14 protein-coding genes are annotated in these 17,204 nt (G+C 70.5%); 9 read left to right on the plus strand and 5 right to left on the minus strand.

Annotated features, from left to right (window positions below; genetic code table 11):
- Positions 1–137: 137 nt before the first annotated feature.
- The 5 genes from OG214_RS04980 to OG214_RS05000 all read left to right on the plus strand — a co-directional run bounded on the left by OG214_RS04980 (position 138) and on the right by OG214_RS05000 (position 6,735).
- The gene (locus tag OG214_RS04980; protein WP_405983910.1) at positions 138–1,508 is read left to right on the plus strand and encodes an ABC transporter substrate-binding protein; all 1,371 of its coding nucleotides are present in this window, start codon (positions 138–140) and stop codon (positions 1,506–1,508) included.
- 217 nt (positions 1,509–1,725) lie between these two features.
- Entirely contained in the window at positions 1,726–2,706 is a 981-nt protein-coding gene (locus OG214_RS04985; protein WP_363083991.1) for a sugar ABC transporter permease, read from the plus strand.
- The gene (locus tag OG214_RS04990; protein WP_363083992.1) at positions 2,703–3,608 is read left to right on the plus strand and encodes a carbohydrate ABC transporter permease; all 906 of its coding nucleotides are present in this window, start codon (positions 2,703–2,705) and stop codon (positions 3,606–3,608) included. Before OG214_RS04985 ends, OG214_RS04990 begins: the two co-directional genes overlap by 4 nt.
- Before the next feature lie 260 nt (positions 3,609–3,868).
- Positions 3,869–5,347, plus strand: coding sequence for a glycoside hydrolase family 1 protein (locus OG214_RS04995; RefSeq protein ID WP_405983911.1), 1,479 nt, complete (start codon positions 3,869–3,871; stop codon positions 5,345–5,347).
- Between the two features lie 209 nt (positions 5,348–5,556).
- Positions 5,557–6,735 (plus strand): DUF3103 family protein, encoded by a 1,179-nt coding sequence (locus OG214_RS05000; RefSeq protein ID WP_405983912.1) that lies wholly within the window; start codon positions 5,557–5,559, stop codon positions 6,733–6,735.
- A 102-nt stretch (positions 6,736–6,837) separates the two neighbouring features.
- Here OG214_RS05000 and OG214_RS05005 read toward each other — a convergent pair whose 3' ends face one another.
- On the minus strand, positions 6,838–7,338 hold the full coding sequence (locus OG214_RS05005) for a macro domain-containing protein (protein WP_405983913.1): 501 nt from the start codon (positions 7,336–7,338) through the stop codon (positions 6,838–6,840).
- 153 nt (positions 7,339–7,491) lie between these two features.
- On the opposite strand from OG214_RS05005, the gene OG214_RS05010 reads away from it, so the two are divergent.
- On the plus strand, positions 7,492–8,226 hold the full coding sequence (locus tag OG214_RS05010; protein WP_405983914.1) for a MerR family transcriptional regulator: 735 nt from the start codon (positions 7,492–7,494) through the stop codon (positions 8,224–8,226).
- A gap of 143 nt (positions 8,227–8,369) precedes the next feature.
- Here the strand turns inward: OG214_RS05010 and OG214_RS05015 are convergent, their stop codons facing one another.
- The 4 genes from OG214_RS05015 to OG214_RS05030 all read right to left on the minus strand — a co-directional run bounded on the left by OG214_RS05015 (position 8,370) and on the right by OG214_RS05030 (position 14,236).
- On the minus strand, positions 8,370–10,559 hold the full coding sequence (locus tag OG214_RS05015) for a 3-hydroxyacyl-CoA dehydrogenase NAD-binding domain-containing protein (RefSeq protein WP_405983915.1): 2,190 nt from the start codon (positions 10,557–10,559) through the stop codon (positions 8,370–8,372).
- A 190-nt stretch (positions 10,560–10,749) separates the two neighbouring features.
- Positions 10,750–11,964, minus strand: coding sequence for an acetyl-CoA C-acetyltransferase (locus OG214_RS05020; protein ID WP_363084825.1), 1,215 nt, complete (start codon positions 11,962–11,964; stop codon positions 10,750–10,752).
- A gap of 114 nt (positions 11,965–12,078) precedes the next feature.
- Entirely contained in the window at positions 12,079–13,293 is a 1,215-nt protein-coding gene (locus tag OG214_RS05025) for a CaiB/BaiF CoA transferase family protein (RefSeq protein WP_405983916.1), read from the minus strand.
- A 262-nt stretch (positions 13,294–13,555) separates the two neighbouring features.
- Entirely contained in the window at positions 13,556–14,236 is a 681-nt protein-coding gene (locus OG214_RS05030; RefSeq protein WP_405983917.1) for an endonuclease V, read from the minus strand.
- A 55-nt stretch (positions 14,237–14,291) separates the two neighbouring features.
- Here OG214_RS05030 and OG214_RS05035 point away from each other — a divergent pair, with 55 nt between their 5' ends.
- The 3 genes from OG214_RS05035 to OG214_RS05045 all read left to right on the plus strand — a co-directional run bounded on the left by OG214_RS05035 (position 14,292) and on the right by OG214_RS05045 (position 17,165).
- On the plus strand, positions 14,292–14,585 hold the full coding sequence (locus OG214_RS05035; protein ID WP_405983918.1) for a YciI family protein: 294 nt from the start codon (positions 14,292–14,294) through the stop codon (positions 14,583–14,585).
- A gap of 208 nt (positions 14,586–14,793) precedes the next feature.
- A complete protein-coding gene (locus OG214_RS05040; protein ID WP_382859980.1) occupies positions 14,794–15,210 on the plus strand; it encodes an SsgA family sporulation/cell division regulator in 417 nt (138 codons plus the stop codon).
- Between the two features lie 311 nt (positions 15,211–15,521).
- Complete coding sequence (locus tag OG214_RS05045) at positions 15,522–17,165, plus strand: ABC-F family ATP-binding cassette domain-containing protein (RefSeq protein WP_405983919.1); 1,644 nt, start codon at positions 15,522–15,524, stop codon at positions 17,163–17,165.
- Positions 17,166–17,204: the final 39 nt, after the last annotated feature.

Here is a 17,204-nt window from a genome sequence, read left to right on the forward strand (position 1 = left end):
GTTCACCGGCGATCGGCAGCCGTTATGCGTTCGAGTCTTGACGAAGCGCGGGGCACCGGGGCACGCTCCCTGACATCTCTTGAGAGCGCTCTCAGACGGCTCTCTCGTCGGTATCCCGAAGCCAAGGGAGGCTTCCCATGCCCATCGCCCGAGCCGCCAAGAGGGCCGCCAAGAGGGCCGTCAGAAGGGCCACCGGGAGGAAAGTCACCGGATGGGCCGCCGGGAGGAGAGCCGCACTCCGTCTCGGCGCGGTAGTGATCTCCGGGGTACTGCTCGCCGCCTGCGGGTCGGGTTCCTCGGGAGGAACGTCCGACAGCGCGAACGGCGAGATCACGCTGACGGTCGATCTGTTCGGATCGTTCGGCTACAAGGAGGCGGGGCTGTACGCGGAGTACCAGAAGCTCCACCCGGAGATCACGATCAAGCAGAGCGACACCGAGGACGAGGCCGACTACTGGAAGTCGCTCCAGACCCGGCTGGCCGGCGGGGGCGGGCTCGCCGATGTGCAGGGCGTCGAGGTGGGCCGTATCGCCTCGGTCACCCAGCAGCAGTCCGACAAGTTCGAGGACTTGAAGCGGTTCGGGGCGGACAAGCTCAAGGACCAGTTCGCCGAGGCCAAGTGGTCCGCCGCCACCACCCAGGACGGCCGGATTCTGGGGCTGGGCACGGATGTCGGGCCCGAGGCGCTGTGCTACCGCACGGATCTGTTCGAACAGGCGGGACTGCCGACCGACCGCGCCGAGCTGGAGCGTGAGTGGTCCACCTGGGACGGCTATCTGGCGCTCGGCAAGGAGTACATGAAGAAGGCGCCCGCGAAGAGCGCCTGGCTCGACAGTGTGGGCAGCCTCTACTCGATCATGATCGGGCAGGAGAAGGAGCGGTACTACGACGCGTCGGGGAAGCTGATCTACGAGGACAACCCGGCCGTGCGGACCGCGTGGGACACCTCGGTCGAGGCGGCGGAGTCCGGACTGAGCGCCAAGCTCGACCAGTGGTCACCGCAGTGGAACCAGGCCTTCGCGGCGGGCTCTTTCGCCACCATTCCGTGCCCCGCGTGGATGCTCAGCTATATCAAGGGCCAGGCGGGCGAGGGCGGTTCGGGCAAGTGGGACATCGCCGCGCTGCCCGGTGGCGCGGGGAACTGGGGCGGTTCGTATCTGACGGTGCCGCGCGCGGCGCGGCACAAGGAGGAGGCGTACGAGCTGATCCAGTGGCTCACCGCCCCCGAGCAGCAGGCGAAGCTCTTCCAGAAGCAGGGGCTCTTCCCGTCCTCCACGGGGGCGATCGCGAAGGTCGCGGACACGACGGACCCGTACTTCTCGGACGCGCCGATCGGCCGGATCTTCGGTGACGCGGCCAAGGCCTCGCCGGTGCAGGTCCTCGGTGTGCATGACGCCAATGTGGCCCAGCAGATCACCAACGCGCTGAGCGAGGTCGAGCGCAAGGGCACACCGTCCGGCGAGGCGTGGTCGACGGCGAAGAAGGGCGTCGAGAACGTCATCGGCTGACGCCGTCCCGTCGGCACGCGCGCCGGGGTCGGCCGGTCCTGACCGGGACCGGGATTCTCCCGCTTCACCGGGCCTCCCGCTCCACCGGGCCTCCCGCTCCATCGGACCTTCCGCTCCACCGGGCCTTCCGCTTCACCGGGCCTCCCGCTCCGGGAGCCGGCCCCGGCCGCCGCTTCCTCCTTTTTCCGACCGGTTCACGTCTTCGAAGGGCCGTTCCATGACCCTCACCGCCACCGCCGAGCCCGCCTCCCCGCCGCCACGGCCGGGACCGGGGCCGGGGTCCGCCACCCGGCCGTCCGCCGCGCGCCGTACCTGGCGCGCCTTCTCGCCGTACGCCTATATCGCCCCGTTCTTCACCCTGTTCGCGGCGTTCGGGCTCTTCCCGCTGCTCTACACCGCGTATGTCTCGCTCTACCGGGTGGAGCTCCAGACTCCCGGCGACATGGAGTGGCGCGGGCTCGGCAACTACACCGCGCTCTTCGGCGACGAGTTCTTCTGGACCGCGCTGCGCAACACCTTCACCATCGGTGTGCTGTCGACCGTGCCGCAGCTCGTGATGGCTCTGGGGCTGGCCCATCTCCTCAACTACAAGCTGCGCGGGCGGACTTTCATCCGCACCGCGATGCTGCTGCCGTACGCCACCTCGGTCGCCGCCGCCACCCTGGTCTTCGCCCAGCTCTTCGGCCGTGACTTCGGACTCGTCAACTACGTCCTGGGCCTGGCCGGTATCGGTCCGGTGGACTGGCAGACCGGCACCGTCGCCTCGCAGATCGCCGTGTCCACCATCGTCGTCTGGCGCTGGACCGGCTACAACGCGCTGATCTATCTGGCGGGGATGCAGTCCATCCCGAACGAGCTGTACGAGGCCGCGGAGATGGACGGGGCGTCGCGCTGGCAGCAGTTCATCCATGTCACGCTGCCCGGTCTGCGGCCCACGATCGTCTTCACCGCCGTCGTCTCGACCATCGGCGCCACCCAGCTCTTCGGGGAGCCCCTGCTCTTCGAGGGATCCATCTCGGGCGGGATCTCGCATCAGTACCAGACCCTCGGGCTCTATATGTACGAGCAGGGCTGGGGCTTCTTCCATCTCGGCCGCGCCGCAGCGATCGCCTGGGTGATGTTCGTGCTGATCCTGCTGCTGGTCGGGGGCAACGCCCTGATCGCGCGGCGCCGTTCCGGTAAGGAGGCCGGACGATGACCACACTCACCGCCCCGCCGGCCCCGCCGGCCACCGGAGGCGTCGAAGAGCCGCGGTCCGTACGGCGCCGGAGCCGCGCCGGACGGACGATGCACGGCGGCCGGCTCTCGTATGTGATCCTGACCGTCGCGCTGCTCTTCTCGGCCTTCCCGTTCTACTGGACGATCGTCGCGGCCAGCCGCTCCAACGCCGATCTCGCGCGGGTGCCGCCGACCCTGCTGCCCGGCCCGAATCTCATCAGAAACTTCGAGGCGGTGCTGGAGGAGGCCGATATCGGCAAGGCCCTCCTCAACTCGCTGATCGTCTCGGGCTCGATCACGGTGGGGACGGTGCTCTGCTGCACCCTCGCCGGGTTCGCCTTCGCCAAGCTCCGTTTCCGTGGCAGGGGCGCGCTGCTGGCCGTGACCGTGGGCACGATGATGATCCCGCCGCAGCTCGGCGTGATCCCGCTGTTCATGCTGATCGCCGAACTCCAGTGGGTGAATCAGCTCCAGGCCGTCATCCTGCCCGGACTCGTCTCCGCCTTCGGGGTGTTCTTCATGCGCCAGTATCTGGTGCAGTCGCTGCCCGACGAGCTGATCGAGGCCGCCCGGGTGGACGGCGCCTCCACCGCGCGGATCTTCTGGTCGGTCGTGGTGCCCATCGCCCGACCGGGCATGGCGGTACTGGGCATGCTCACCTTCATGGCCGCGTGGAACGACTTCTTCTGGCCGATCATCGCGCTCTCCTCGCAGGAGCCGACCGTCCAGGTCGCCCTGCGCCAGCTCGGCGGCGGCTATGTCCACGACCAGTCCGTGATCATGGCGGGCACACTGCTGGGCACACTGCCGGTGCTGCTGGTCTTCGGTCTGCTGGGCCGGCAGATCGTCGGAGGCATCATGCAGGGCGCGGTGAAGGGCTGACGCGGCCCGCACCCCGGCGCCTCTGGTCGCCCCGGCGCCCCACGTCTCCCCGGGCATCTCTCGTCTCTTTCCCCCGGCACCTCTCGTCTCCCCCGGGGCACCCCTCGGCTCCTCGGCGCCTCGCCTCCCCTCACACCTCGCCCCCTCTCCCTCCGCCTCGCCTCCGCGCGCCTCCCCCCGTTTCGGGGCCCGTTCCGCTCTCTCGTCCCGCCTCCGCCTCCTCGCCCATGTCCGGTCTCACCCACGGGAGTTCCTTCCTCATGACCGCTGTCGACGCACGTCCCCGGACCACCACGGAGTCGCGCTTCCCCCGCGCCTTCCGCTGGGGGACGGCCACCGCCGCGTACCAGATCGAGGGGGCCGCCGCCGAGGACGGCCGTACCCCGTCGATCTGGGACACCTTCAGCCGCGCCCCCGGCCGGGTACGCAACGGCGACACCGGTGACATCGCCGCGGATCACTATCACCGGATGGACGAGGACGTCGCGCTGCTGAAGGGGCTGGGTGTCACGGACTACCGCTTCTCCGTGTCCTGGCCGCGCGTCCAGCCGACGGGCCGGGGTCCCGCCGTACAGCGGGGTCTCGACTTCTACCGGCGGCTCGTGGACGCGCTGCTGGCGGCGGGGATCCGGCCGGTCGTCACGCTCTACCACTGGGATCTGCCGCAGGAGCTGGAGGACGCGGGCGGCTGGCCGCAGCGCGACACCGCGGGGCGGTTCGCGGAGTACGCGACGATCGTGGGCGAGGCCCTCGGCGACCGGGTGACCACCTGGACCACGCTCAACGAACCCTGGTGCGCGGCCTTTCTGGGGTACGCGTCCGGTGTCCACGCCCCGGGCCGTACGGACCCGGTCGCCGCGCTGCGGGCCGCGCACCACTTCAATCTGGCCCACGGTCTGGCCGTCCGCGCGCTGCGCGACGTACTGCCGAGGAAGTCCGAGATCTCGCTGACCCTCAACCTCCATGCCGTACGCCCGCTGAGGGAGACGGCGGCCGATCTCGACGCGGTGCGCCGGATCGACGCCCTGGGGAACCGGATCTTCCTCGATCCGGTCTTCCACGGACGGCTGCCGGAGGACCTGATCGAGGACACGGCCTCGCTCACGGACTGGTCCTTCGTCCATGACGGCGATCTGGCGACCGCGAGCGAGCCCATCGACTCCCTCGGGATCAACTACTACTCCCCCACCGTGGTCACGGCCGTATCCCCCGCCACCGCCGCCTCCGGCCTTCCCGACCCCGACTCCGACCCCGATGCCGCCCCCGCCCCCGGCCCCGTCCCCGACGGGACTGACGTGCCGTCACCATGGCCCGGGACGGAGGAGCGTGTGCGTTTCGTACCGGCGCCCGGACCGCGCACGGCGATGGACTGGCCGGTCGACGCGGACGGCCTGTACGAACTGCTCACCCGGCTGCGGGACGAACTGCCACGCACCCCGCTGATGGTCACCGAGAACGGTGCGGCGTACGACGACTACGCCGACCCGTCCGGCGCGGTCCACGACCCGGAACGGGTGGCCTATCTCCGTGCCCACCTCGCCGCCGTCCACCGCGCGATCGCGGCCGGCACGCGGGTCCGGGGCTACTTCCTGTGGTCGCTGCTGGACAACTTCGAGTGGGCGTACGGGTACAGCAAGCGGTTCGGCATCGTCCATGTCGACTTCGCGACCCAGCGGCGTACGGTCAAGGACAGCGCGCGCTGGTACGCGGCGGTGATCGGACGAGGCGGTCTCGCCTGACGGTGTCGGCGACCGGATCGGGCAACGCAATCCGGCCCGACCACCTGATGGTTATGGACTGCGAGGCGGGGAGTCCTTGCGTTATTGGCATGCTACGGACATGCTTTTCCCAGCGGAATCTACCCGCATAGATCCGGCTCCGTCCTGAACGCTTCCCCCCAACCGCCGCCCCGCCGCAGGCGGACGCGGCACGCCTCCAGGAGGAACCCTTGAGCACGCGTTTCACGCGCCGCCATGCCACCGCTCTCGCTCTCTCCGCCGTCACCGTCGCCGCCCTCCAGGGCGTGGCGTCCCCGACGGCGGGTGCCTCGCAGCCGAGTCCGTCCGACGCCGCGCCGGTCTCGGCGGTCGGTCTGGTGGAGGACCGGACCGCCCGTGCCGTCGCCACCTCGCTCGACGACCAGAGATGGCGGGCGCAGATACGCTCGGCGGCCCTCGCCTCGGACCAGGTCGATCTGCGCGCGCTGACCGACCGGGCCACGGCGAAGGCCGGACAGGCCCTCAAGTCCACGGTCGCCAAGGGCGACCAGCGCATCGCCGCCGCCAAGGGGCTGAGCGCCGACACCGGTTCACTGCTGCGGCTGCGCCTGGCCGCCGACTCCATGCGCGGCGCGCTGACGGCGGGAACGGTCCCGCTGGTCGCCGCCGCCAGCACCGATGACGACTCCGAGACGATCACCGCCTACGACAGCCGTGGCCGGGCGCACACGCTGGACGCGCGGAAGACTCCGGACCGGCCCGTCTATGTCGTCGACATCGACGTCACCAAGGCCATGGCCGCGGGTCTGGGCGTCGTCGACAAGGAACTCGCCAAGCACGGTCTGTCCTCGGCCGAGGCCCCCAAGGTCTCCGGGGCCTCCGAGGGCTCCCGGGCCTCGGGGAACCGCGCCGCCGCGGCCGGCTTCTGGACCTCCCGTCTCGACTCCGTCTATCTGTCCAGCGACGAGGAGCCCTGGGTCTCCGGCGACGCCGAGATCTTCTCGATCGTCAGCGGCTTCGGATTCGACGGCAAGGTCCGGGTCGACACGGTGACCCTGCCGTATCTGGACAACGACGGGACCACCTACTACCCGAACCAGGTCCTCGTCAACTGGTCGTCCTACAAGTACAACCTCGCCGATGTCGTGATGATGGAGGACGACGGCGACACCAACTACCAGGCCCTGGCCAAGGCCATCGCGGACATCCTGCTCACCATCACCGACCAGGGCGCCTACATCCCCCTCGTGAACGCCATCCTCGACGCCATCCCCGCGTCCTGGTGGACCAACGACCCCGACTACGTGGACTCCTGGTACACCCTCGGCAAGGACTCCTCCGGCCGCCTCAACGGCGCCCGGGGCAACGGGTGGATGACGATCAGCCCGTACTTCGTCGAGCAGTTCTGACCCCGAACCCCGTCCGGTCCACCGGGTCCCACGACCCGACCGTCCGACCGCCCGGCCGACCGGGCGGGGTTCTTGTCGCCTCACACCCGAGGCGAGACAGACCTAGGACCCATCAGACCCATCAGACCCATCGATGTCGTACACCGTCACCGCTATGCCCCGGGTCAGCAGACGCTCCGTTATCAGCGGCTCGACCACGGACCACTCGCCGCCCGCGAGGCCGCAGCCGATACGGGGCATATGGACCGACGCGTCCAGCTCGGCCGCGCGCTCCGCCACGGAGGCGAGGGCCCTGTCGATCGCGTCGTACCGCACGGGCACCCCCTTGGCGCCCGTCCTCGTGCCCCGCTGTCCGATCATGTTGGCCACCCAGAGATACGGGCCGACCTGGACATACCGCACAGCACCCAGGCCGAAGTCATTCCCGGCCCGCTCCCTGTGCCAGCGGCGGTAGGCCGCTTCGGGCTCGGGCCAGCGGCGGGAGAGGGCCCGGACGAAGCCCTTGCCCCAGCCGCCCACATCGTTGCAGACGTGCGTGATCAGCTTGACGCCCTCGCCCTGCGGGGCGGTGGCGTCCCCCCGTACATATCCGATCTCCGACATGGCACCACCGTACGGGCGGGCACTGACACTCACCCCCGCGGTTTTCGCCCCGGGCCGCCACTTTCACAACAGTGATGGCACAGCAATACTGTTCCACTGAGTTCCACCGAGTCGATCTGTCGACCCTTGCCAGCCGGAAGCGAGGTGCGGTCCATGACCACCGAGACCGAGAGGCCCACGCTCACGGTCGACGAGCTCGCCGCGCGGGCCGGCGTCACCGTGCGCACCGTGCGGTTCTACAGCACCCGTGGACTGCTGCCGCCGCCGGTCATCGGGCCGCGCAGGGTCGGGCACTACGGGTCCGAGCATCTCTCCCGGCTGGCCCTGATCGAGGAGCTCCAGCGCCAGGGCATGACACTCGCCGCGATCGAACGCTATCTGGAGCAGTTGCCGCCCGGTCTCAGCGCGCGCGATCTGGCGATCCACCGGGCGCTGGTCGCCTCCTGGGCGCCGGACGCGCCCGAGGACGCGACCCGGACGGAGCTGGAGAGCAGGGCGGGACGGGCGCTGGCGGAGGAGGACATCGACCGGCTCGCCGCGATGGGCGCCCTGGCCCGCACCGACCGCCCGGACACCTACCGGCTGGACCCCGCGCTGCTGCGGCTCTGTGTCGAACTGCTCGACGTACCGATCGCGCAGGAGACGATCCTCGCGGCCCGTACGGTCCTGCTGGACCACACCCGTGAGGCGGCACGCGAGCTGACCCGGATGTTCCGGGACGAGGTGTCGCCCGCGTACGGACACGACGGGTCCGGCCCGGAGCGGATCGCGGCGGTGAGGTCGCTCTCCGCGCATATGGAGCCGCTGGTGGTGCAGGCGCTGGTCACGGCGTTCCAGCGGTCGCTGAAGGAGGAACTGCGGGCCGCGTTCCAGGCGGAGGCGGAGTGAGTAAGCGGCAGTAGCGCCGTACGCCGTCCGGGCAACCCGCACGACCCGCACGCGTCTGATCGATTCGCCTGACCGATTCGCCCGGCGGGTTCGTCCGGCAGGTTCGCCCGGCGCGCCGCGCCGGGCCGCGCCCGGTCAAGGTCTCACGCGTCGCTGAACGTCTCCCCCTTCTCGGCCTTCTCCACCAGCAGCGCGGGCGGTTCGAACCGCTCGCCGTACCGCTCCGCCAGCTCACGGGCGCGCGCGACGAAGCCGGGCAGCCCGCCCTCGTAGCCGTTGATGTACTGGAGCACTCCGCCCGTCCAGGCCGGGAAGCCGATGCCCATGATCGAGCCGATATTGGCGTCGGCGACCGACGTGAGAACGTTCTCCTCCAGACAGCGCACCGAGTCCAGCGCCTCGGAGAAGAGCATCCGCTCCCGCATGTCGGGGAAGAGGTCCCGCGCGTCCGTCTTGCCGAAGTGCTCCCGCAGCCCCGGCCAGAGCCGGACGCGCCTGCCGTCGGCGTCGTACTCGTAGAAGCCCGCGCCGCCCGCGCGTCCCGTACGGCCGAACTCGTCCACCATCCGGTCGACGACCGCGTCCGCCGGGTGTCCGGCCCAGGTGCCTCCCGACTCCTCCACCGCGCGCCTGCTCTCGTCGCGGATCTTCCGCGGCAGGGTGAGCGTCAGCTCGTCCATCAGGGCGAGCACCTTGGCGGGGTAGCCGGCCTGCGCGGCGGCCTGTTCGACCGACGCGGGCTCGATGCCCTCGCCGACCATCGCGACACCCTCGTTGATGAACTGCCCGATCACCCGGGAGGTGAAGAAGCCGCGCGAGTCATTGACGACGATCGGGGTCTTCTTGATCGCGCGCACCAGATCGAAGGCGCGGGCGAGGGCCTCGTCGCCCGTCCGCTCCCCCTTGATGATCTCGACCAGCGGCATCTTGTCGACCGGCGAGAAGAAGTGCAGCCCGATGAAGTCGGCGGGCCGGGAGACACCTTCGGCGAGCAGGGTGATGGGCAGGGTGGAGGTGTTGGAGCAGAGCAGCGCGTCGGGCTCCACGATGTCCTGGATCTCCTGGAACACCTTGTGCTTGAGCGCCGGATCCTCGAAGACCGCCTCGATCACGGCGTCGCAGCCCGCGAGATCGGCGGGGTCGGCGGTCGGCGTGATGCGGGCGAGCAGTTCGTCGCGCCGCTCCTCGGTCGTACGGCCGCGGGAGAGCGCCTTGGCGAGCAGTTTCTCGGAGTACCCCTTGCCGCGGTCGGCGGCGTCCTGCGAGACGTCCTTGAGGACGACATCGAGCCCGGCGCGGGCGCAGGAGTAGGCGATGCCCGCGCCCATCATGCCCGCGCCGAGGACCGCGACCCTGCGGATCTCGCGCGGTGGAACGCCCTGGGGCCGGCCGGCCCCCGAGTTGACGGCCTGGAGGTCGAAGAAGAACGCCTGGATCATGTTCTTGGCGGTCTGCCCGGTGACCAGTTCGGTGAAGTAGCGGGCCTCCACGGTCTGCGCGGTCTCGAAGTCGACCTGAGAGCCCTCGACGGCCGCCGCGAGGATATTGCGCGGCGCCGGGAGAGGAGCGCCCGCGAGCTGCTTCTTCAGATTGGCGGGGAACGCGGGCAGATTGGCGGCGAACCGCGGACTCGACGGCGTACCGCCGGGAATCCGGTAACCCTTGACGTCCCAGGGCTGCGCGGACTCGGGGTGGGCGTCGATGAAGGCACGGGCCGCCGCGAGCATCTCGTCCGTGGTGGCGGCGACCTCATGGACGAGTCCGGCCTCCAGCGCGCGCCGCGGGGAGTACTGGGTGCCCTGGAGAAGCACCTTGAGCAGCGCGTCCGTGATGCCAAGCAGCCGTACGGTACGGGTGACCCCGCCGGCCGCCGGCAGCAGTCCGAGCGTGACCTCGGGCAGGCCGATCCGCGATCCCGGCGCGTCGAGGGCGATCCGGTGGTGGCAGGCGAGGGCGATCTCGTAACCACCGCCCAGCGCGGCCCCGTTGATGGCGGCGACGATGGGCCTGCCGAGGGTTTCGAGGCGTCGCAGGGCGTGTTTGACGGCCATGCCGCTGTCGAACACCTGCTGGGCGTCGGCCGGGCCGAGCTTGATCATGTCCTTGAGGTCGCCGCCCGCGAAGAAGGTCTTCTTGGCGGAGGTGACGATGATGCCGCGGATGCCGTCCCGCTCCGCCTCCGCGCGCTCGGCGACCGCCGCGAGGGAGTGCCGGAAGGTCTCGTTCATGGTGTTGGCGGACCGGCGGGGGTCGTCGAGGACGAGGGTGACGATGCCCGATCCGTCCTGTTCCCAGCGGATGGCCGAGGACGCCGGGGTGGTGGACTCGCTCATGCTGCTGCTCCGTAATCCATGGCGGGGACGAGGGGAGAGAGGGGCGGAGAGGCGGACGGGCTGGGCGGAAGGGCGCGGGGGCGGACGGGCTGGGCGGAGAGACCGACGGATCGGAACGGACGGACCGGGACGGACGGACCGCCGCGACGGACCGCCGCGACGGTCACACCGGCCAGGGCCGACGGAACGGTCAGAGGCGTTCGACCACGGTGGCGACCCCCATGCCGCCGCCGACACAGAGCGTGACCAGTCCGTATCGCTGGTCCCTGCGCTCCAGTTCGTCGATGAGCGTGCCGAGGATCATGGCGCCGGTGGCCCCGAGCGGATGGCCGAGCGCGATGGCCCCGCCGTTCACATTGACCTTCTCCAGCGGCACCCCCATCTCCTCGACGAAACGCAGCACGACCGCCGCGAAGGCCTCGTTGATCTCCACCAGGTCGATGTCGTCCATCGTCAGTCCGGCCTTGGCGAGGGCCTTGCGGCTCGCGGGCGCGGGTCCGGTCAGCATGATGGTCGGCTCGGAGCCGGAGACCGCGGCGGAGACGATCCTGGCGCGCGGGGTGAGTCCGTAGCGCTCGCCGGTCTCCCGGGAGCCGATGGCGACGAGGGCCGCGCCGTCCACGATGCCGGAGGAGTTGCCCGCGTGGTGGACATGGTCGATCTTCTCGACCCAGTGGTACTTCTGGAGGACGACGGCGTCGAATCCGCCCGCCTCGCCGATCGCGGCGAACGACGGCTTCAGCGCGGCGAGCGAGTCGGCGGTGGTGCCGGTGCGCGGATGCTCGTCGCGGTCGAGGACGGTGAGTCCGTTGCGGTCGAGGACGGGAACGACCGAGCGGTCGAAACGGCCCTCCTTCCACGCGGCGGCGGCCCGCTCCTGGGAGAGCGCCGCGAACTCGTCCACATCGCGCCGGCTGAATCCGCCCAGGGTGGCGATCAGGTCGGCGCCGATGCCCTGCGGGGCGAAGCCGGTCGCGAAGCTGGTCATCGGGTCCATGGCCCAGGCACCGCCGTCGGACCCCATCGGCACCCGCGACATCGACTCGACGCCGCCCGCGAGGACCAGATCCTCCCAGCCGGAGCGGATCTTGGCCGCGGCCAGATTGACGGCTTCGAGCCCGGAGGCGCAGAAGCGGTTCTCCTGTACGCCGGCGACGGAGTCGGGCAGTCCGGCGGCGATCGCCGCGATACGGGCGATGTCCGAACCCTGGTCACCGAGCGGGCTCACCACACCGAGGACGATGTCGTCGATCGCCTCCGGGTCGAGTCCGGGCAGCCGTCGGCGCATCTCATGGATCAGTCCGACGACGAGATCGATGGGCTTGGTGCCGTGCAGGGCGCCAGTGGCCTTGCCGCGACCGCGCGGGGTGCGGATCGCGTCGTAGACGAACGCTTCGGTACTCACGGCGACTGCCTTTCGCTGAGATGAGGGGCGCGATGAGGGGCGCACGGCCGGTTCAGGGGTGGGCTCGGGAGGGCGACGCCCGGTCGCCGGTCCCCTTCGACTTCAACGCTCGATTCAACTGTCCTCCTTCGCGAGCGCGGGCGACGAGGACTCGGCGACGGAGGACTCCGCGTGCGGGGACTCGGCGGGCGAGGGCTCGGCGGGCGAGGGCTCGGCGAGCGACGGCAGTCCCCAGTCGCGGGCGATCTCGGCGGTGTCCGCGCCCGGCCTGGCGGGACCGCGGCGCACCGAGCCGGGTGTGACGGAGAAACGGGGCGCGGGCGCGGGCTGGACGAGCCCCCCGTGGTCGACGAAGGTGCCACGGGCCGCGAGATGGGGGTGGGCGGGGGCCTCGCGCAGTGAGAGCACGGGGGCGACACAGGCGTCGGTCCCCTCGAAGACCGCCGTCCACTCCGCGCGTGTCTTCGTCCGGAACCGGGCCGCGACGGCGTCCCGCAGCTCGTCCCAGCGGCCGAAGTCCTTACGGGCGGGAACCTCGTCCGCGATCCCGAGCGACTCGATGAACTCGTTGTAGAACCGCTGCTCCAGCGGCCCGACCGCCATGTACTCGCCGTCGGCGGTCTCGTACGAGCCGTAGAACGGGCTGCCGCCGTCGAGCAGATTCGCCCCCCGCCGGTCCTGCCAGCCGCCCGCGCCCATCATGGCGTGGATCATGGTGGTGAGATGGGCGGTCCCGTCGACGATCGCCGCGTCCACGACCTGGCCCGTACCGTCCGGGGTGCGGGCGTGCTGGAGCGCCGCGAGCACCCCGATGACGAGATAGAGGGCGCCGCCCGCGTAGTCACCGAGCAGATTCGCCGGGACGACCGGCGGCTCGCCGGCCTTCCCGATCATGGAGAGGGCGCCGCTGACCGCGATATAGCCGATGTCGTGCCCCGCGCGGCCGGCGAGCGGGCCTTCCTGGCCCCAGCCGGTCATCCGTCCGTACACCAGGCGCGGATTACGGCCGAGACACTCCTCGGGTCCGATACCGAGGCGCTCGGCGACACCGGGGCGGTAGCCCTCGATCAGCACATCGGCGCGCTCGACAAGATCGAGAACGCGCGCGGCGCCGTCCTCGGTCTTGAGGTCGATCAGTACGGAGCGTTTGTTGCGGTTGGTCAGGTCGTGGGCCGAATCGATACCGAGACCGGCCCCGCCGGGACGGTCGACCCGTACGACATCGGCGCCGAGATCCGCGAGGGTCATGGCGGCGAACGGCCCCGGCCCGATTCCGGCCAGCTCGACCACGCGTACCCCGGTCAGCGGGCCGTTCTCCGTCGTTGCCATCCTGCCCCCAGCACTGTGACACAACTGATGTAACAGCAGTGATGCTAAGAAGGTGCCGCACTCCGCACAACCCCCGGGCGAGCAAGCGCTTGGTTTTCGGCCGCGTCCCGGAGATCCCTCCCGTTCTACAGCGCTCCCGCCCGCACGGCACGCGGACGGGCGCCGAGCGGGCCGTAGCGCGGGGAAAGCGGAGAGCCGGGAAAGCGGAGAGCGGGGAGGGAAGGCAGAGCGGGAAGCAGAGGAAGGCCCTGGGGGGAGGCGGCTACGCCGTGGCCTCGCGCAGCGCCCGGCGGCAGAGGGCGTCCGCTCTGCGGGTGGACTCCGGAAGCCGGTACGCGGGAGTCAGCCGCAGCGTGTGGGCGCAGGCGGTGACGAGGTCGACACGGTGGCCGACCGAGACGAACACCGGCTTGACGTCAGGCTGGGTGCGCAGCGCGCGGCCGACCTCCTCGCCGTCGTCGGCCAGCAGCGGCGAGAAGTCACCGCGCCGGGTGCCCGGCTGTTCGTACGAGAACGTGAAGGGGTTCTTCGCCACTCCGAACACCGGCAGTCCGGTGAGCACCCCGAGGTGTGCGGCGAGGCCGAAGCGGCGCGGATGGGCCAGGCCGTAGCCGTCGCAGACGACAAGGCCGGGATCGGAGGTGAGGGCGTCGAGAGCGGCGAGGACCGTGGGGATCTCCCGGAAAGCCAGCAGGCCGGGGACGTACGGGAAGGTGACCCGGCCGACGGCCGTCGCCTCGTCCACCACGGCGAGCGTGGCGGCGTCGAGCACGACGGCCGCCGCGGCGACGACATCGCGCGCGTCGTCGTACGCCACGTCCACGCCGGTCACCAGTCCCGTACCGGCAGGCGGCCCCGCTTCGTCGAGCACGACACGCCCGCGCAGCTCGTCCTGGACGGCGCGTGCCTCGGCCTCGTCCCGAGGCGTCCTGATCTCCGTCATGGTGATCACACCTTAGTGCCGTGACCGGACGCGGCTGCTGGCTAATCTGGCGATCATGTTCGTACTGGAACTGACCTACACCGCGCCCCTCGACCAGGTCGACGCGCTGCGCGACGCCCATATGGACTGGCTGAACACCGGCTACGACTCCGGCGTCTTCCTGGCCTCGGGCCGTAAGAATCCGCCCGACGGCGGGGTGATCCTGGCCGCCGGGGACGACCGCGCGGAGATCGAGCGGCTGACGGCGGCCGATCCCTTCGCGGCCGGTGGCGTCTGTACGTACCGGATCACGGAGTTCACCGCGACGAAGACGGTCCCCGCGCTGGACGCCTACCGCCGCCAGGTTTAGGGACTGCCCCGTCCTCCGCCCTGCCCCGTCCTCCGTCCAATCCTTCGACGGCGGCGCGCCTCCGGCATGTGCGCGTACATGCCGGAGGCGCGCCGAGGTGACGTACGTCACCCACCTTCCGGAGCACTGATCGGGCCGCTCAGCCGTCCTTCCTGTAGGAGAGAGAACCGCGCCGATCCACCAGCGGTCCGACGAAGGGGATCAGGTCATGTCACCCGTCATCGAGCAGGCTGTACAGGCCCGACTGGTCGCGTCCGCCCCCAGGACCGAGACCGTCGCCGCGACACTCCGCTACGACCGGACCGACCCCTTCGCCGTCCGCATGGCGTTCCCGCCGCTCGCGACGCTGGAGGGCACCGAAGTGACCTGGGAGTTCTCCCGTGAGCTGCTGACCACGGGGATGTACGAACCGGTCGGTCTCGGTGATGTGCGGGTGCGGCCCTTCGGCTACGGCCGTACGGTCGTGGAGTTCCACGCTCCCGAGGGCACCGCGATGGTGCATCTGCGCACCTCGGATCTGCGCCGCTTCCTTGAGCGCTCCGAGGACCTCGTCCCGGTCGGCCGCGAGCATCTCCATCTGAACCTGGACCACGATCTGACCGAGCTGCTGCGCGACGCCTGCTGACGCCCCCGGGCCGCGCCCGGCCGCATCCAATAATCGCGTCCGACAATCGCGTCCAACAATCGCTTTGACACCCACCCCGGCCGCTTCCTACGGTGGGTGCCGTCCTGTTGTCGTCGATTGGAGTAGGACGTTGCTCGTCTGAGGTCCTGAGACACCGTGCCGCACCGGATTCGTCCGTGCGTTCTCGTGTGTGACCTCGGCCGCCGAGCCGTCCTCCCCGACCGGGACCTCTCCTGTTCCGCGGTGTCTCCATCCGTTGCCCTGCCCCTCTCGCGGTACTTCGCGGTACCGCGCAGCGACCGGAGACCTGTATGTCCGCTTCCCCCGCCCACATCACCTGCACCGCCCTGTCCTTCCGCCGGCCCGACGGGACGAGCGTCCTCGACGGCTTCCAACTCGCCGTCGGCCCCGGCAGAACCGGCCTGATCGGACGCAACGGATCGGGAAAGTCAACGCTGTTGAAGCTCATCGCGGGCGAACTGACCCCGTCCGAAGGGAAGATCAAGGTCACCGGTGACATCGGCTACCTTCCGCAGACCGTGGTGCTCGACACCGGGCTACGGGTGGACGAGGCCCTCGGCATCGCCGCGACCCGGTCCGCGCTGCACGCCATCGAGGCGGGCGACGCGAGCGAGGAGCACTTCACCGCCGTCGGCGACGACTGGGATGTCGAGGAGCGCGCCCGCGCCACCCTCGACCAGCTCGGCCTCGGAGGGATCGGGCTCGACCGCACCATCGGCGAGATGTCGGGCGGCGAGTGCGTGCTGCTGCGGCTGGCCTCGCTGCTGCTGGCCAGGCCCGGTGTGCTGCTGCTGGACGAGCCGACGAACAATCTGGATCTGCACGCGCGGCGGCGGCTGTACGCGGCGGTCGCGTCCTGGTCCGGTGTGCTGGTCGTGGTGAGCCATGACCGTGAACTGCTGGAGCGCGTCGACCAGATCGCCGATCTGCACGACGGCGAGGTGAAGTGGTACGGCGGCAATTACGCGGCGTACGAGGAGGCCCTGGCCCAGGAGCAGGACGCGGCCGAGCGCATGGTGCGGGTCGCGGAGGCCGACGTACAGCGGCAGAAGCGCGAACTGGCCGACGCCCAGCTCAAGTTGGCCAAGCGGGCGCGCTACGGCCAGAAGATGTACGACAGCAAGCGGGAGCCGCGCATCGTGATGAACCTGCGCAAGCGGGCCGCCCAGGAGTCCGCGGGCAAACACCGCACCATGCACGCCGAGAAGCTCGCCGAGGCGAAGGAGCGTCTCGACGAGGCGGTGGAGGCGGTACGGGACGACGACGAGGTCCGTATCGAGCTGCCGTACACCAAGGTCCATCCGGGCAGAAGCGTACTGACCCTGCGCGAGCTGCGGATGCGCCATGGAGCCGAGGCCAGGGGCTGGTTCGAGATCCATGGCCCCGAGCGGATCGCGCTCGTGGGGCGCAACGGCGCGGGCAAGACCACGCTGCTGCGTACGGTCGCCGGGGAGCTGGAGCCGGTCTCCGGTGAGGCGTTCGCCCATGTGCCGGTGCGCTTCCTGCCTCAGCGGCTCGATGTGCTCGACGACTCGCTGAGCGTGGTGGAGAACGTGGCGCGCCTCGCGCCCGCCGCGACGAACAACCTGATCAGGGCGCGGCTGGCGCGCTTCCTGTTCCGGGGCGCGCGGGCCGACCAGCCGGCCGGGACGCTCTCGGGCGGGGAGCGGTTCCGTGCCTCGCTCGCCGCCCTGCTGCTCGCCGAGCCCGCCCCGCAGCTGCTCATGCTGGACGAGCCGACGAACAATCTGGACATGGCGAGCGTGCGCAGACTCACCGCCGCGCTGGAGTCGTACGAGGGCGCGCTGATCGTGGCGAGCCACGACCTGCCGTTCCTGGAGTCGATCGGCGTCACGCGCTGGCTGCTGCTCGACGGGGAGCTGCGGGACACCAGCGCCGAGGAGGTACGGGAGACGGAACTGCCGTACTCCTAGGGCGTGTTCGGGTTGCCCGGGTGGCCGGCCGCCCGAGCC

The organism is Streptomyces sp. NBC_00872 (assembly GCF_045161915.1).
Lineage (GTDB): Bacteria > Actinomycetota > Actinomycetes > Streptomycetales > Streptomycetaceae > Streptomyces.

Bases quoted from the DNA above. Each gene is read 5' to 3' on its own strand.
- OG214_RS04980 (WP_405983910.1), top strand. From the start codon at position 138: ATGCCCATCGCCCGAGCCGCCAAGAGGGCCGCCAAGAGGGCCGTCAGA.
- OG214_RS04985 (WP_363083991.1), top strand. From the start codon at position 1,726: ATGACCCTCACCGCCACCGCCGAGCCCGCCTCCCCGCCGCCACGGCCG.
- OG214_RS04990 (WP_363083992.1), top strand. From the start codon at position 2,703: ATGACCACACTCACCGCCCCGCCGGCCCCGCCGGCCACCGGAGGCGTC.
- OG214_RS04995 (WP_405983911.1), top strand. From the start codon at position 3,869: ATGACCGCTGTCGACGCACGTCCCCGGACCACCACGGAGTCGCGCTTC.
- OG214_RS05005 (WP_405983913.1), bottom strand. From the start codon at position 7,338: ATGTCGGAGATCGGATATGTACGGGGGGACGCCACCGCCCCGCAGGGC.
- OG214_RS05010 (WP_405983914.1), top strand. From the start codon at position 7,492: ATGACCACCGAGACCGAGAGGCCCACGCTCACGGTCGACGAGCTCGCC.
- OG214_RS05015 (WP_405983915.1), bottom strand. From the start codon at position 10,559: ATGAGCGAGTCCACCACCCCGGCGTCCTCGGCCATCCGCTGGGAACAG.
- OG214_RS05025 (WP_405983916.1), bottom strand. From the start codon at position 13,293: ATGGCAACGACGGAGAACGGCCCGCTGACCGGGGTACGCGTGGTCGAG.
- OG214_RS05030 (WP_405983917.1), bottom strand. From the start codon at position 14,236: ATGACGGAGATCAGGACGCCTCGGGACGAGGCCGAGGCACGCGCCGTC.
- OG214_RS05035 (WP_405983918.1), top strand. From the start codon at position 14,292: ATGTTCGTACTGGAACTGACCTACACCGCGCCCCTCGACCAGGTCGAC.
- OG214_RS05040 (WP_382859980.1), top strand. From the start codon at position 14,794: ATGTCACCCGTCATCGAGCAGGCTGTACAGGCCCGACTGGTCGCGTCC.
- OG214_RS05045 (WP_405983919.1), top strand. From the start codon at position 15,522: ATGTCCGCTTCCCCCGCCCACATCACCTGCACCGCCCTGTCCTTCCGC.